The 13,491-nt window shown below is 30.2% G+C and carries 17 protein-coding genes; 8 read left to right on the forward strand and 9 right to left on the reverse strand.

Annotated features, from left to right (window positions below):
- Nucleotides 1-83: 83 nt before the first annotated feature.
- From HALO113_RS05515 to HALO113_RS05555, 9 genes are all read right to left on the reverse strand, one after another.
- Complete coding sequence (locus HALO113_RS05515; protein WP_159778071.1) at nucleotides 84-881, reverse strand: endonuclease/exonuclease/phosphatase family protein; 798 nt, start codon at nucleotides 879-881, stop codon at nucleotides 84-86.
- 154 nt (nucleotides 882-1,035) lie between these two features.
- On the reverse strand, nucleotides 1,036-1,467 hold the full coding sequence (locus HALO113_RS05520) for a hypothetical protein (RefSeq protein ID WP_159778072.1): 432 nt from the start codon (nucleotides 1,465-1,467) through the stop codon (nucleotides 1,036-1,038).
- 14 nt (nucleotides 1,468-1,481) lie between these two features.
- Entirely contained in the window at nucleotides 1,482-1,841 is a 360-nt protein-coding gene (locus HALO113_RS05525) for a hypothetical protein (protein ID WP_159778073.1), read from the reverse strand.
- Nucleotides 1,842-1,948: 107 nt separating this feature from the next.
- Entirely contained in the window at nucleotides 1,949-2,143 is a 195-nt protein-coding gene (locus tag HALO113_RS05530; protein WP_201297572.1) for a hypothetical protein, read from the reverse strand.
- A gap of 91 nt (nucleotides 2,144-2,234) precedes the next feature.
- Nucleotides 2,235-3,299 (reverse strand): type I restriction endonuclease, encoded by a 1,065-nt coding sequence (locus HALO113_RS05535; RefSeq protein ID WP_159778074.1) that lies wholly within the window; start codon nucleotides 3,297-3,299, stop codon nucleotides 2,235-2,237.
- A 3-nt stretch (nucleotides 3,300-3,302) separates the two neighbouring features.
- Nucleotides 3,303-3,788 carry an SH3 domain-containing protein gene (locus tag HALO113_RS05540; RefSeq protein WP_159778075.1) on the reverse strand — a complete coding sequence of 162 codons (486 nt, stop codon included), beginning with the start codon at nucleotides 3,786-3,788 and terminating at the stop codon, nucleotides 3,303-3,305.
- A 145-nt stretch (nucleotides 3,789-3,933) separates the two neighbouring features.
- Entirely contained in the window at nucleotides 3,934-4,614 is a 681-nt protein-coding gene (locus HALO113_RS05545; protein ID WP_159778076.1) for a response regulator, read from the reverse strand.
- An 8-nt stretch (nucleotides 4,615-4,622) separates the two neighbouring features.
- Nucleotides 4,623-6,266: a tetratricopeptide repeat-containing sensor histidine kinase gene (locus tag HALO113_RS05550; RefSeq protein WP_159778077.1), complete on the reverse strand. Its 1,644-nt coding sequence runs from the start codon at nucleotides 6,264-6,266 to the stop codon at nucleotides 4,623-4,625.
- A gap of 54 nt (nucleotides 6,267-6,320) precedes the next feature.
- A complete protein-coding gene (locus HALO113_RS05555) occupies nucleotides 6,321-6,494 on the reverse strand; it encodes a hypothetical protein (RefSeq protein ID WP_159778078.1) in 174 nt (57 codons plus the stop codon).
- A gap of 353 nt (nucleotides 6,495-6,847) precedes the next feature.
- Here HALO113_RS05555 and HALO113_RS05560 point away from each other — a divergent pair, with 353 nt between their 5' ends.
- The 8 genes from HALO113_RS05560 (at nucleotide 6,848) to HALO113_RS05595 (ending at nucleotide 13,491) form a co-directional block, all read left to right on the forward strand.
- The gene (locus HALO113_RS05560) at nucleotides 6,848-7,726 is read left to right on the forward strand and encodes a hypothetical protein (protein ID WP_159778079.1); all 879 of its coding nucleotides are present in this window, start codon (nucleotides 6,848-6,850) and stop codon (nucleotides 7,724-7,726) included.
- A 12-nt stretch (nucleotides 7,727-7,738) separates the two neighbouring features.
- Nucleotides 7,739-8,152, forward strand: coding sequence for a hypothetical protein (locus tag HALO113_RS05565; RefSeq protein ID WP_159778080.1), 414 nt, complete (start codon nucleotides 7,739-7,741; stop codon nucleotides 8,150-8,152).
- Nucleotides 8,153-8,387: 235 nt separating this feature from the next.
- The gene (locus HALO113_RS05570; protein ID WP_159778081.1) at nucleotides 8,388-9,257 is read left to right on the forward strand and encodes a hypothetical protein; all 870 of its coding nucleotides are present in this window, start codon (nucleotides 8,388-8,390) and stop codon (nucleotides 9,255-9,257) included.
- A 270-nt stretch (nucleotides 9,258-9,527) separates the two neighbouring features.
- Nucleotides 9,528-10,088, forward strand: a complete 561-nt coding sequence (locus tag HALO113_RS05575) for a DUF4255 domain-containing protein (protein WP_159778082.1) — start codon at nucleotides 9,528-9,530, stop codon at nucleotides 10,086-10,088.
- Nucleotides 10,089-10,099: 11 nt separating this feature from the next.
- Nucleotides 10,100-10,912 carry a hypothetical protein gene (locus HALO113_RS05580; RefSeq protein WP_159778083.1) on the forward strand — a complete coding sequence of 271 codons (813 nt, stop codon included), beginning with the start codon at nucleotides 10,100-10,102 and terminating at the stop codon, nucleotides 10,910-10,912.
- Between the two features lie 29 nt (nucleotides 10,913-10,941).
- Nucleotides 10,942-12,519, forward strand: a complete 1,578-nt coding sequence (locus HALO113_RS05585; RefSeq protein ID WP_201297574.1) for a phage tail sheath C-terminal domain-containing protein — start codon at nucleotides 10,942-10,944, stop codon at nucleotides 12,517-12,519.
- Nucleotides 12,520-12,569: 50 nt separating this feature from the next.
- Entirely contained in the window at nucleotides 12,570-13,037 is a 468-nt protein-coding gene (locus HALO113_RS05590; protein WP_159778084.1) for a phage tail protein, read from the forward strand.
- Nucleotides 13,027-13,491, forward strand: coding sequence for a phage tail protein (locus HALO113_RS05595; RefSeq protein WP_159778085.1), 465 nt, complete (start codon nucleotides 13,027-13,029; stop codon nucleotides 13,489-13,491). The genes HALO113_RS05590 and HALO113_RS05595 overlap by 11 nt, the downstream gene beginning before the upstream one ends.

Here is a 13,491-nt window from a genome sequence, read left to right on the forward strand (position 1 = left end):
TTTTGTCACAGTAGGATTTGCCACAACTTTGTGACAAAATAATTTATTGCAATTCATTTTGTCACAAAAAAATGCATAGCTAATTATTTTAAAATAACCCAAATAGGCACATGGTCAGAAATATTTCGGGCTTCTTGTATCTCTGGGAAATCAAGATAAAAAGGAATAATTCCTTTATCGATTACTTCAAATTTTTTTGTGTTAAAAAAAATATTATCATACTCGGAAGCCAAACAATCATTTTGAATACATTTTTGACGCAAAGATGTTTTCTGATTGACAAATACCGATTCATATCCCATTTTTCGTAATGGAAAAAAAACAGTATGTGATTGCGGACAGTTGAAATCTCCTATGAAAACCAAATTTTTATTGGGATACAAATTAGGAAAAAACTTGAAATATTTTATTTCGGTTTCAGGTTGTAATTTTTTGGTTTTAGCATGAAAATTTACCAAGGTTATCTCTTTTCCTTCGTATGTAAACGTTCCTAAAAAAGGTTCTCTTTCAATTTCTTCTACATAAGTAGCTTCTAAAAAAGGATCGCCTATTTTCTTAACTTTATTAGGCTTCCATAAAAAAGCATATCGTTCTGCTTTATAAGCATTACCCGAAGTAGGATTGCTAATGGCATAGTCCCAATGATTTCCTTTTCTATTTAAAGTTTCTACTAATAAAGCAACTGCTTGAGCTCCTGCATCACTCACTATAACTTCTTGCAAGGCTACAATATCGTAGTCTTTTACTATTTGCGCCATATAACTAATATCCTTTTCACTTTTTGAACCTCCTAAATTTTCGATATTCCAAGAACAAATTTTAATTTGACTCCATGAAAATAGGCTGTAAAATAAGGCAAGAACAATACACTTTAATTTCATTATGGGATTTGGTTTTATAGTATTGGGTTTGTGAAAATAAGGAATATTTTTTTAATACGATTTTAAGAGGCAATGGCAATTTCAATTTCAATTTCAAAAATCAATGGTAATTTCAATGTATAAAATTATAGGATTACTATTTTTTTAAAAAAAGTTACTCTACTACAAATTCATAAGTAATACTATCTTGGTCTTTCCCTATAAGTTTACCATAATCTATCCATTGTACAAATACATCTTTCTTTTCTCCTTTGGCATTCACAATTTTACCTGCTCCATATTTATTTCTAATATTAATGTTCCCTTTTATTTCATTTCCTTCTGCATCATGACCTACAATATCATAATTGTATTCATAATGCTCAATTCTACCTGTTCGGTACTCATATTTGTGTGTTTTGTCTATATGATAAGTTTTCTTTTCAACCTCAGTTATTTCTTCTGCATCATTAGGAAGTATAGTGTCTTCTTCTTCCGCATAAAAAGATTGTATTTGCTCTTCGGGACTTTTAAGGGGCTCTTGATGGGTTTCTTTACAAGAGAGGGAAAAAAGGAAGAGGGTTAAGAGGAGTAGTTTTTTTGTCATAAGCAATCTTTTAATTAATTATATCCTAAAATAATTGCGCATGTTGCAGCAATTTGAGTAACTTTTTCATCATTAGTATAATCTGAACCATAAGTAGCTTCATCAATACAATTTTTCAAATTTAAAGCATGACTTTTAGCTTCATTTATAGAAATATTAGGTTTCATTTTCATAATAAAATCTGCACAAGTAGCCATTTTATTTTCATCTGTTGCTGATTTCCACTCTTCGATTTTTGATCGATGTAAATTTCCGCCAACATACCATTCATTTCTACTGTTCGAAGATAGATTCTCTTTATAAACTTCATCAGAATAAGAAACTTGATTCTCTAATTCTTTATCTTTTTTAATTTGCTGAATTATAAATAGCATTATAATATTCATTAAAATTAAACATATTATTATTCTGTAGTATTTCATGATAAGATGTTAGTATGTTGTATATAGATGACTAACACAAATCCCACAGACATTTTTCCCTATTTTAGCAGCTTTTCTCTAGCTTGTTGTTCATTCAAACAAGTACTTTCGTTAAGCCAATTACCTTCGTTTAATTTCATTTTTTTACAAATAGATTCACTATTTGCATTACAAGCATCAATAGTAAATTTACCTTCAAAAATGTGAATTTCATTAGTGCTATTTTTTTTCTTAAAACTGTAGGCTTTCTCCATAATATTAGATTTTATTGAATTAGATTATTTTTTTAAATAGTTTAAGCAAACTTTTAAAATTATCATAATTTTAATAATTATTTACACGCATTTACACCTGATTTTCAACCTCATAAAACCCAACGGTTTCAAGCAATTCCTTTTCAAATTGATAAATATCATCAATAGAGCTAAGAGCTTGCCTAGTCTCATTTTTCTTTTCATCAAAAAGACCTAAATATTTTTTGCTTCCGTTAAAATGCAATCGACATAATGGCTTTCGGTTGTTGTCATCTAACAAAATTCCAAAATAAGATTGTGTATCACGATGTACAATTCTGTCAATAGTTATTTTCCTTCTAAGTATCGCCACCACGATTCTATAGCCTTCTAATTCTTCTTCAGTAGTTTCTACTTTTGTAGTTTCTGTTATTTCTTCATTTTCATCGACTTGTTGTTTTTCGGCTTCTTTATTTAAAGCAGCATTCAGCCGGTCATTTACTTTTTCACTAATGTATTGGTTAAACCCCTTTTGCACTAAATCTTTAAATTCATCTATTACTTTTTCTGTTAACCTTCCTGAATATACTTTACTAGCAAACAATCGAATAAAATCGATAGAAGGAGTATTAATCTCTTCTTGTATCAATTTTTTAATCTCTTTTGTATATTTTAAAGAACTAGCATTGTTTACAATATTATTTACATCGAAATTTGATTTATGAAACTTCGCAATCTCATTAATCACATTTTCTTTTACATTGGTTATATCAAATTCTAAGAATGGTTTTTCATCCATCTTATTCTTTTCGTCCAAATCTGTAAAAAATTGATATTGAATACCGTTTGTAAGTAAGGCAAAACGTGTTTTAGTAACATGAAAATAGCGCAATAGTTGTGAGTTATGAATACTTAAATTTTCTCTCCAATTTTTACACTCTATAATTAAAATAGGTTCATTGTTTTCAAAAATTGCATAATCAACTTTCTCTCCTTTTTTCAATCCAATATCTGCTGTAAATTCTGGAACGACCTCTGTTGGATTAAATGTGTCATATCCTAGAAGATTTATAAACGGTAAGACAAAAGCATGTTTTGTCGATTCTTCTGTTTCTATTTTATTCTTTAGCAGATGAATCTTTTCCGCTAAAGCTTTTAATTGTACTTGTATTTCCATATTTTATTGTTTTACATCCTTAGCAGGAACCCAACCTAATTTCTTATTTTTGTTCAATCCCACTTTAATCCAATCTCCTTTTTTTTCAATTAAGGTAAGTTCGTCTCCTTTTTTCAGTTTTTGAACAATTATCCCTGTGGTTTTGGGTTCTTTTCTTAGATTTGCTGTAAGTGAACTAACTGTAATTGTTTTACTTTTAGGCTTTTCTAATTCAAATTGGGTTAGTTTTTCTTTTGCGGCAGTAGTTGTTTTTTTATGGGAAATGGACGGAAAAGTTTTTGTTTTTGTTGCTGCACAAACACCGCAACTACCACCACTAGAACAATGTTTGCATCCAGAACAATTTTTGCAAGCTGTACAATTAGCAGAACCCGTACATCTTCCTCCTTCTTTTTCACAACAAGAAGCTAATAATTCTTTTTTTTGAAAGGTTTGACTTTGCAGCGTTAAGCTAAAAGTCAATAATAGGGTTAATAGGGTTGTTCTCATTTTTTTTGTTATTTTATATTCCAAACTTAAACCCATTACCTATCAATTCCTTACGGAAAACCGTAAACTCAATTTTTTTTTAGGTATAAAAAAAATGACCTAACAAATTTTAATCTGTTAGGTCATTTATTAAGTATAATATATTTTACACCAATCCTAAATCTTTGGCTATAGCAATTAAATGTACCGTATTATTGGCTTTAAAATTAATTTTAAGTTTGTTGATGCGTTTTTCAATAGTACTTTTACTATTGGGCGTAATGCCTAATTCTTTAAATTTAGTTTCCATTTCGTCTTGTGTAATTCCTAAAGACAATTGCTTAAGTAAATCTAAATCGTAAGCATCTATTTCATTAGCTGTTTTATCTTGTAAGACGTGACTTAAACTGGGGGAAACATATTTTTTATCCGATTCAAAAACAGTGGTAATCGCTTGTTTTAATTCGGGAATACTGTTTCTCCCTTTCATTACAAAAGCATCAATATCATATTTTTCGAATAATGATTTTATGCGATACGGTCTGTCTTCAATAGAAAAAGCAATTACTTTTATACGAGGTTGTTCTTTTTTAACAGCCACAATTAATTCTTCACCAGAATGCAATTTTTGAGTATCTTTTCGATAATCTTCTTTAAAAGACAAATCGGTTATGAGTAATTGGAAACCAGTATTATTTTGCAGTGCGCTTTTTATTTTTAACAAGGCATCGTCGCAATATTTTGCATAATCTATTTGTTCTTCCAAAATATGCAATTCTTTAAGTGCTTGCTTTACTGCAAAATTTAATCCGTCTATATCTTCTGCTATAATTACTTTTGAAAACATACGCTACCTTATTTGGGAAATTCAATATTAATTTTTACTCCTTTGTTTGTTTCAGAATCAAAATTAATCTTTCCTTTAATGCTATGAATACGGTTTTCCACATTTTGAAGTCCGTTTTTGAAAACCTTATCTTTTTCAAAACCTTTGCCGTTATCGGAATATTTTATTTGTATGTTTTTGGGTAAATTTTCAAAACGAATCACTACTAAATTCGCTTGACTATGTTTTTTCATGTTTACCAGTAGTTCGTTCAAAATACGATAGACTTCAATTTGTTTGTTTTCTTTTATTTTTCCCCAATCGACAACTGTTAATCCTTGTATTATAACATTTACTTGCTCTGAAGTATAACTTATAAATAATTGGTTTAGGGTTTCGCTAAATTCTTTTCCTGTTCTTATTTCGCTGGTTTGTTTAGAAATATTTCTGGTTTTATCATAAATAGCATCTAAATCTTGTAAAACGGTTTCTTTGTTATGTGGATTTTGTAAATCTTGAGTATCTATAAAAGTTAATGTATTAAATACATCGTTAGCTAATTCGTCATGCAGTCTTTTGGAAATGCGGGTTTCTGTTTCATAACTGATTTTCTCTTCTCTTTCTTTATTCTTTTTATGAATAATATAAAAAATTGCTAAAGCAATACAGACACTTAATATAAAAAGTAATAAATAAATTATTTTTTGCTTCTTTTGATTCTCGCTTTCTTCTTTTGTTATTCTAAAATCATATTTTATATCTGCAAATTGGTTTTTAGTCGTTTGTCTAACAAATTCTACACTATCTTTTATTCTGTAAAATTGATTATAATAATACTTTAATTCATCAACAGTCAAACTATTCTTTACAAGAATGTCTAAAGCTTCTAATTTGTCATCTGGATTATTAACAATTCTTGCAGATTCATAAGCTTTTTTAGCATAATTTACAGTTGATTTAGGATCTATTTTTTGATAAAATTGAGCTAAATGAATTAGTGAAGGTGTTTTTTCAAAATCATCTCCTAAACTATCTCTTATTTCTAATGATTCTTCAAGGTATTTAATTGCTAAATCTTTTTTATCTAATTTAAAATATGCGTAGCCCAAATTATCAATGATTTTAGCATAATATTTTCTATTTAATTTTAGAATAGGATTATTTAATATTTCATCAAACTTATTGATAGCAGTTTCGTATTTCTCTTCCATTAAACTTATACTTATAACTCCTATATTATTTTTTATAATAATTTGATTTAAAGGATCTGAAGACAACTTTAATGCTTTCTCATAATATTCAATAGAAGAATCATACTTTTTTAGTTGTTCATAATCAATTCCTAAACAATTATAAATAGAATATATATAGCTTATACTATCACATTTATTGAAATATTGAAAAGATTCGGTTGCAGTTTCTATACTTCCAGCAATATCTCCTAATTTTTCTTGTAATTGAGCTGTTTTTAAAATAATAAAAACTAACCTAGTTCCTTCATTAGGTTTACAAGATAACTTCGCTTTATTAAAATAAAAAAATGCACTATCTGGCATATTTTTATTTTCAAATAACGCTCCTTTAGTGTAACTGTCAGAAAACTCTTTATCCTTTTCATTATCTACGCATGAAATGAGAAAAAGGATTAAAAATAAAAACGGGAAATGTTTCATAACGAATTGCATTTCCCGAATGTATTAAAAAATTAGCAAACTTTTGCCATATGCTTATGGAATTGTTGGCGCTGGTGGTGGTGGTGGATTTATTTGACCATTTTGCCCACCTGTATCATCATCTGCGTACTGTGTGGTTTTTACACTATCTGAAATATCTTCGGCTGTACATGAGGTAAAGCTTACTGAGAACAAAACAACTGCTATAAATAAATATATAATTTTCATTGTATTTTTTATTAAAAATTGGACATAGGAATAGCCGTTCGAGAAAGTCTCGATAATTGATTTTTACAGCTATTGCCGTGAATACTTTGTTGTGGGAAGTGAAGTGAGCTGGAACAGAAAAGTCTTATTTATACTTCCCAGATAAAAATCCTAATCTGTTTAGCATCACTTTTTTAGAAGTAGTTTTGTACATTTGTTCTTATCGCGATGAAGAACAAGAACTAAATCTGAGACAAAGATTTGTCATTTTTTTGGCAGTGTTGATATGAAATTCTGATAGTTCTGATAGTTATTAAGAAATCTGAAAAAATCTATTAGAATCTGAAAAAATCTGAAAAATCTAAATAAAAAATATGGGAAATAAATACTTTGACGCATACAGAAAATGCATTAAAAAAAAATATGAAATTGAAAAAAATGGAATTCATGCAAATTTTCTATTAAACCCTACTGAAGCCAGACTTAGAAACTTATGTATTATGCTTTTTAGAGAGCAAGAGAAAAAAGATGACTTACAGAGTTTTAAATTATATTTTGGTTTTGAATTTTCTATAGACCAAACATTTGAGTTGAATAAGACAGAGCCAATGAGTAAATTTAAAACTATTGGTAAGTTTTTTTCAAAAGGTAAATCATTTCTACAAGACAGTAATGGATTAGACTTAGCCGCTATGTTAGTAGGCTTTGATGAAAGACCTTTCAACAGGTTTTCAAAAATGTCATTAGATGAAATAGAAAATATTTATAATTCTTTAGATTCGCAGAAACAAGAGAAAGAGAAGACCAAAGAAAAAGAAAAAGAAAAAAAAGATGATAACGAATCTACTATCAAAATCAACTTTTTAAGAAAATATATCCGAGAAATTTCTATAGCTGGTTCATCTCTACTTCTCACTTTTTTAGGCATTAATTATTTTACATCTGAAAAAGAATGTATGGCGTGGATAAAAGATCATTATCAAGAAATAGATTGCAATGCTATGAATGAAAATCCCAATATAATAGTAATTCCAAAAGATGAAAAATTAATTGAGAATTTTAAAAAAATTATTCCTTGCGATACGACTCCATATAAAAAGAATGGAAAAGCATGTTTGTGGTATGGAAAATCGGCAAACAAAAATGAATATGAGTTTTTTACTTTTCATGATGTACATCCAGAAACAGGAAAAACGTTAAAAGAAGTAACTGCAACCATTATGAATAATTACGGCAAAGGACCTTGCCAATAAACACTCACTACCATGCAAAATCATTACGAATTATCTGATACAGCTTTTGAACAACGCTTTAAAGCCGGTACTTTTCCTCCCGAATTGTTCACTCATGAAGCGCATTTACGACTCGCGTGGATTCATATTCAACATTATGGTGTGGCTCAAGCGGAACAAAATATTGTAAGCCAACTTAAACATTTTGTAACCCTTGTGGGCGCAGAAGATAAATTTAATATGACATTAACTGTTGCTGCTGTAAAAGTGGTCGCTCATTTTATATCTAAAGAAAATTACAGTCATTTTAAAGATTTTATAGCGGCTTATCCTAGACTGCTCACTCATTTTAAGGAAATGATAGCACAACATTATAATCAGGATATTTACCATTCTGAACAGGCAAAAAAAGTATTCTTAACTCCAGATTTATTGCCTTTCAAGTAAACCTATTTTGTTTTTCTCATTTTCCCTGTTCTTAAAAACAGGTAATTCTACTCATTTTTTTAAATTTTTTTTAAAATACATTTGAAAAAAGTAAAATAAAAAATCAGTACCTTTTAACAGTAGAAATCGCTATGCTATCTTTTTCAAAAAAAAGATAACACATTAACCATTCACTTTTTAGTTAGAAAAGTAACAAATAAAACATTCATCAAACATCTAGACAACGATAAACAACATGATGAAAGAGGAAAAAACAATAGTGATAGGTTGCGATCAGAGTGACATGTTGGCTATTTTATTGGATCGGTTAAAAACCATTCCCAATTTTCTAGTCAATGTTATTTCTGTTTCTCGCATAACTGATTTATTGAGTATAACCAAATCCTTGTATCCTTCTTTACTCATTTTTAATTTCAGAAATAATCAAAATGCAATTGAAGACTTCAATCATTTTGTAAACAAACCGGAAATTCCTCTTTTGTGTCTTTACAATCATTATGATTCTCAATCTTATTTATGTAACGATAAAAACATTATTTTTTCTTATGCTTTGGAAAGTATCCACAACAAAGCTTTTTTTACTTCTACTGTACGATCTATTTTTCTTTTAAAAAATCAGTCTCAAAATACGATTCCAAATACTTCTTTAGCAGCACAAGCCATTGAGAGAGATATCACTCATACAAATCGAAATATGAGCCGATATGTGTTAGAACTAGATCAAAAACTGGAAGTGTTACACAGTGTAAAAGAACGCATTAAAACACTTTGTCCATCGGTCGATAATGCTACACGTATGGAACTTCTTTCTATTGTAAACGCGATTAAAACTTCTGCAAATGACACGAAACTCTGGGAAGATTTCAAACTGTATTTTGAAAAAACAAACCCAAATTTCCTGCTCTTATTAGCAAAAAAGCACCCGCAATTGACTACCAAAGACTTAAAATATTGTTGCTATTTAAAGATGAACATGTCTAACGATGATATTAGAAGTTTGTTAGGCATTAATCAGGAAAGTGTGCGTACTCACAAATATCGCTTAAAAAAGAAAATGCGACTTAGCAAAGAATTAGATCTACACTCCTATTTAAAAGCGATTTAGTTTTTAAAATTCCTTAAAAAAACATTTGTTTATTTCTCTTATGTAACTCTTACAAATCAACTTTGTGAGTCGTTTTCTTATTTTTATTTCTGTACGAATATACCTTTGCTATCCAATATATGTCTACGTTTTGTCTATGCCCTTTTAATGGATGTACACGAAAGGTATATTGCCTTTTCTTCATTTACTGAAACAAGCCTTTTAACTTTACGTCAATAAAAATGAAATCGAGAAAAAGGTTTCTTTTTTCACCAATTAAATTGTTTGTTTATGTTAATGAAATCACTACAATTCACTACTTCGGTTCTTGATCAATATATCAAGAATAGATATCAATTGAGTGAAAGTAAAGTGATCTTAAACAACATAATAGACACTAATGGTTCAATACCTACTAAGAATGAGAACAAAATTGTTATTTCATTAATTAATATTGAGCAAGAAACGTTACAACCTTTCTATGTTCGCAATCAAAAGCTAGCCAATGGCAGTTATGGCGATCTAAATCCAACGCAACGTTTTAACTTGGATTTACTCATTACAGCAAATTTTGAAAATTATGAGGAATCCTTAAAGTTTTTAAATTCAGTGATTCAGTTTTTTCAATCCTATGTGGTTTTAGATGCTACTAATTTTTCAAACATTCCATCTGGTTTAAACAAACTAGAATTTGAAGTAGCTAAATTAAATTACAATCAAATGCACAATTTATGGACAGCTATGGGTGCAAAATACCAACCTTCCATAGTTTACAAAACGCGATTAATAAGCATTCAGTCATTTGATAATGAAAACTTTACCACAGCCATAACCCAAACCGAAAATCATTAAATAAAAATCGTATGAAAACCGCTTTCCATATCCTTTTTTCATTACATGTTTTTCATGAATACTTTGAAAACGGAATATGCAATTGCCTGGTTTTTAAACCCACTTTTACTACTTTATCTCTAATAAAAAAATATGGATTTAGAATAAACGAAAATAGCAATGGTTTTACTTTTTACAGTACAAATAGCAATGCAAAAGATTACTTAAGTTACATTGAAAACAATACAGGAATAGATTGCTTTGAATTCGAAATCGTCTCAACTAACGCAAATTTTAATTCTTTTACAGACATTCCTACTAATGCAATAGTTCAGTACTCTTTTTTAAGTAATCTGGTAACAGTAGAAACCGAGACTTTAATTCTCCAAAATAATTACATTACAGTTGCAAGCGCAAATGGTATGGGTACCCTAAAAATTTTCTTTACAGATATTATTACTCAATTTATAAACAAGCTCAACTGCAATTATTTAATACAATTGAATTCTAGAGCTACACAATGGCGCTATTATGTTATTAATGAAAGTCAATTATCTCTTAGCAATCCTCAAATTGTAAGCAAGAATACCATTTCTTTTGAAGAAGCTATCCCAGTTACTATTGCAAATGGAAAAAAAGCACTCCTTTTTTCATCGGGTAAAAATTTGATAAAAATGAGTGAAGGGGTCAACTATAAATTTGATTTGATAGACAAAGCTATATCGACCAACTCAACAAGAAAAGTTATTTTTAAAGGGTTACCTAATCCAAATCCAAAGTTTTTAGGAATAGAAGAAGAATCAGAAAATAAAACAGTTACATCGCCCATGTATGTATATATATAAACAATTAATAAAAATAAACATGAAAAACCATGATTGAATCTAACATCAAATCGCCTGGTGTTTACATTAACGAATTGAATGCATTTCCTAATTCGGTAGTCCCAGTTGCAACAGCAGTTCCCGCATTTATCGGGTACACACCCACAGCTTCGTATGAAGGTAAGTCATACACCAATGTAGCACAGAAAATCACCTCTTTTGCAGAGTTTCAAGCTATTTATTGCTTTCCAGATCCGCCTCCACCAGCGAGTCCAGCAAAACAGTACCAGCCACAGTATTATTTAGTAAAACAAAAAAGTCAGCCTACAAAAGGAGATTATATGCTTATTGATAATGCTTATTATTCCATTGTACCTGATCCAAATACTATATATTATTTGTATAATAGTATCAAATTGTTCTACGAAAATGGTGGTGGCGATGCTTATATCGTATCAGTAGGTTCGTATGGTGCACCTTCAAACACACCTATAAATCCTGGCGATCAAATTATCAATCCAAATGTGCAATTAACCGATTTACAAAACGGTCTCGCATTATTATTAAATGAACAAGAACCTACTATGTATATTTGTCCAGAAGCCACATTACTTAGTGTGGAAAACAATGGTACTCTAATGCAAAGTATGTTATTACAGTGTACAGAAATGCAAACCGCAGTAGCCATTTTTGACATTATAGGCGGTAGAAATCCCGATCCTATTATGTACACAAATGATATTGAAACTTTTAGAAACAATACGGGTTCACAAGGATTAAATTATGGCACAGCCTATTATCCATTTGTAGGTACCACTATAATGCAAAACCAAGATATCGATTATACTAATTTATTTGGTGGAGATACCAAACAATTAGAAGCTATTTTAAATCCCGCAGATAATCCAAATCCAAGTGTAGCGAGTATTATGGGAAATATCAATAATCCTAATTCTGGATTAACGGTTACTCAAAACAACAATGCTTTAATCAATGCTAGTAAAACGTATAGTCTAATGATTAAACACATCTTATTTGATGCTAATATTTTACCTCCAAGTGGTGGAATGGCTGGAGTTATCACGACCACTGATAATCAAGAAGGCGTTTGGCAAGCACCAGCAAACACCTCTATGGTAGGAGTTTCATCTTTACCTATTCGTTTATCCGAAACACAACAAGGTGGTTTAAATGTGGATGCCGTTTCTGGGAAATCAATCAATGCCATTCGTTTCTTTAATGGTTTAGGAATTTTAATTTGGGGTGCCAGAACCTTAGACGGAAATAGTCAAGATTGGAGATATTTACCTGTAAGAAGAACGATGACTTTCTTAGAACAATCTTGTAAGTTGGCTGCCAATGCATATGTATTTGAACCTAACGACAAAAATACTTGGGAAGCCGTAAAAGCGATGATTGGCAGTTTTTTAACTTCCATTTGGAAAGAAGGTGGTTTACAAGGTGCTTCCGCTTCAGATGCGTTTTCTGTAGCTTGTGGATTAGGAACAACCATGACTTCTGAAGATATTCTAAATGGTTTTATGAAAGTAACTATTAAAGTAGCTATTGTAAGACCAGCCGAATTTATCGTTTTAACATTCCAACAACAAATGGCTACATCAAGCTAAGAAACATTTTTTTAAACACAATTTTTTAATAATTCAAAAAATAAAATATTATGGCAGCAGATGACGGAAGCGTAGAAGGCGCAACATGGCCCATGCCAAAGTTCCGATTTGAAGTGGATCTGGGAACTGAACTAACAAAAGTAGCATTTCAGGAAGTATCTGGAATGGATGTTGAAAACCAAATTATTGAATATAGAAAAAGTAATAGCCCTTTATTTTCAACTGAAAAAATGCCAGGTATTACTAAATATGGAAACGTAACTATGAAACGTGGTGTATTTGTAAATGACAATACTTTTTGGGATTGGCATGCACAAATCACGATGAACACCATTAAAAGAAGAACGGTTATTATTCGTTTACTGGACGAAAAAGGCGGAACCACCATGCAATGGCAATTGAACAATGCTTGGCCCACAAAAATTACCAGCACCGATTTAAAATCGGATGGAAATGAAGTAGCAGTGGATACACTTGAAATTGCTCACGAACAATTAATCATTACAAATGGCAAGTAATTATCCTGTTGGATTTTATTTCCAACTTTCTTTTAAAGGTGAAGATGCCGCTTTTAAGGAAGTATCTGGAATTTCAAAAGAATTTAATATGGAAGAAGTAGTATGTGGTGGGGAAAACCGATTTAAATATCGGCTCCCTACACTCACTACTAGTCAAAATCTAATTCTGAAAAGGGCCTTGGTATCTAAAGGATCAGAATTGATGAATTGGTGTGCAAATACTTTAGATCAAGGTTTGGCTAATCCTATAAAACCACACGACGTCTCAGTTAGTTTATTAGACGAAAAAGGTACAGTATCTATTATGTGGACATTTTATAATGCTTACCCTGTAAAATATGCTATTTCAGATTTAAAATCACAAGAGAATGAAATTGTTATGGAATCGATTGAACTAGCTTATAATTATTTTGTAATTACTTCTGAAACTTCAACTACTAACTTATTTGCCTAG

This window comes from Flavobacterium sp. 9AF, assembly GCF_902506265.1.
Classification (GTDB): domain Bacteria; phylum Bacteroidota; class Bacteroidia; order Flavobacteriales; family Flavobacteriaceae; genus Flavobacterium.

What these genes read in the sequence shown, in the direction of transcription:
- HALO113_RS05515 (WP_159778071.1), bottom strand. Translation starts at nt 881, where the DNA reads ATGAAATTAAAGTGTATTGTTCTTGCCTTATTTTACAGCCTATTTTCA.
- HALO113_RS05560 (WP_159778079.1), top strand. Translation starts at nt 6,848, where the DNA reads ATGGGAAATAAATACTTTGACGCATACAGAAAATGCATTAAAAAAAAA.
- HALO113_RS05520 (WP_159778072.1), bottom strand. Translation starts at nt 1,467, where the DNA reads ATGACAAAAAAACTACTCCTCTTAACCCTCTTCCTTTTTTCCCTCTCT.
- HALO113_RS05525 (WP_159778073.1), bottom strand. Translation starts at nt 1,841, where the DNA reads ATGCTATTTATAATTCAGCAAATTAAAAAAGATAAAGAATTAGAGAAT.
- HALO113_RS05550 (WP_159778077.1), bottom strand. Translation starts at nt 6,266, where the DNA reads ATGAAACATTTCCCGTTTTTATTTTTAATCCTTTTTCTCATTTCATGC.
- HALO113_RS05595 (WP_159778085.1), top strand. Translation starts at nt 13,027, where the DNA reads ATGGCAAGTAATTATCCTGTTGGATTTTATTTCCAACTTTCTTTTAAA.
- HALO113_RS05535 (WP_159778074.1), bottom strand. Translation starts at nt 3,299, where the DNA reads ATGGAAATACAAGTACAATTAAAAGCTTTAGCGGAAAAGATTCATCTG.
- HALO113_RS05575 (WP_159778082.1), top strand. Translation starts at nt 9,528, where the DNA reads ATGTTAATGAAATCACTACAATTCACTACTTCGGTTCTTGATCAATAT.
- HALO113_RS05545 (WP_159778076.1), bottom strand. Translation starts at nt 4,614, where the DNA reads ATGTTTTCAAAAGTAATTATAGCAGAAGATATAGACGGATTAAATTTT.
- HALO113_RS05540 (WP_159778075.1), bottom strand. Translation starts at nt 3,788, where the DNA reads ATGAGAACAACCCTATTAACCCTATTATTGACTTTTAGCTTAACGCTG.
- HALO113_RS05530 (WP_201297572.1), bottom strand. Translation starts at nt 2,143, where the DNA reads ATGGAGAAAGCCTACAGTTTTAAGAAAAAAAATAGCACTAATGAAATT.
- HALO113_RS05585 (WP_201297574.1), top strand. Translation starts at nt 10,942, where the DNA reads ATGATTGAATCTAACATCAAATCGCCTGGTGTTTACATTAACGAATTG.
- HALO113_RS05590 (WP_159778084.1), top strand. Translation starts at nt 12,570, where the DNA reads ATGGCAGCAGATGACGGAAGCGTAGAAGGCGCAACATGGCCCATGCCA.
- HALO113_RS05580 (WP_159778083.1), top strand. Translation starts at nt 10,100, where the DNA reads ATGAAAACCGCTTTCCATATCCTTTTTTCATTACATGTTTTTCATGAA.
- HALO113_RS05555 (WP_159778078.1), bottom strand. Translation starts at nt 6,494, where the DNA reads ATGAAAATTATATATTTATTTATAGCAGTTGTTTTGTTCTCAGTAAGC.
- HALO113_RS05565 (WP_159778080.1), top strand. Translation starts at nt 7,739, where the DNA reads ATGCAAAATCATTACGAATTATCTGATACAGCTTTTGAACAACGCTTT.
- HALO113_RS05570 (WP_159778081.1), top strand. Translation starts at nt 8,388, where the DNA reads ATGATGAAAGAGGAAAAAACAATAGTGATAGGTTGCGATCAGAGTGAC.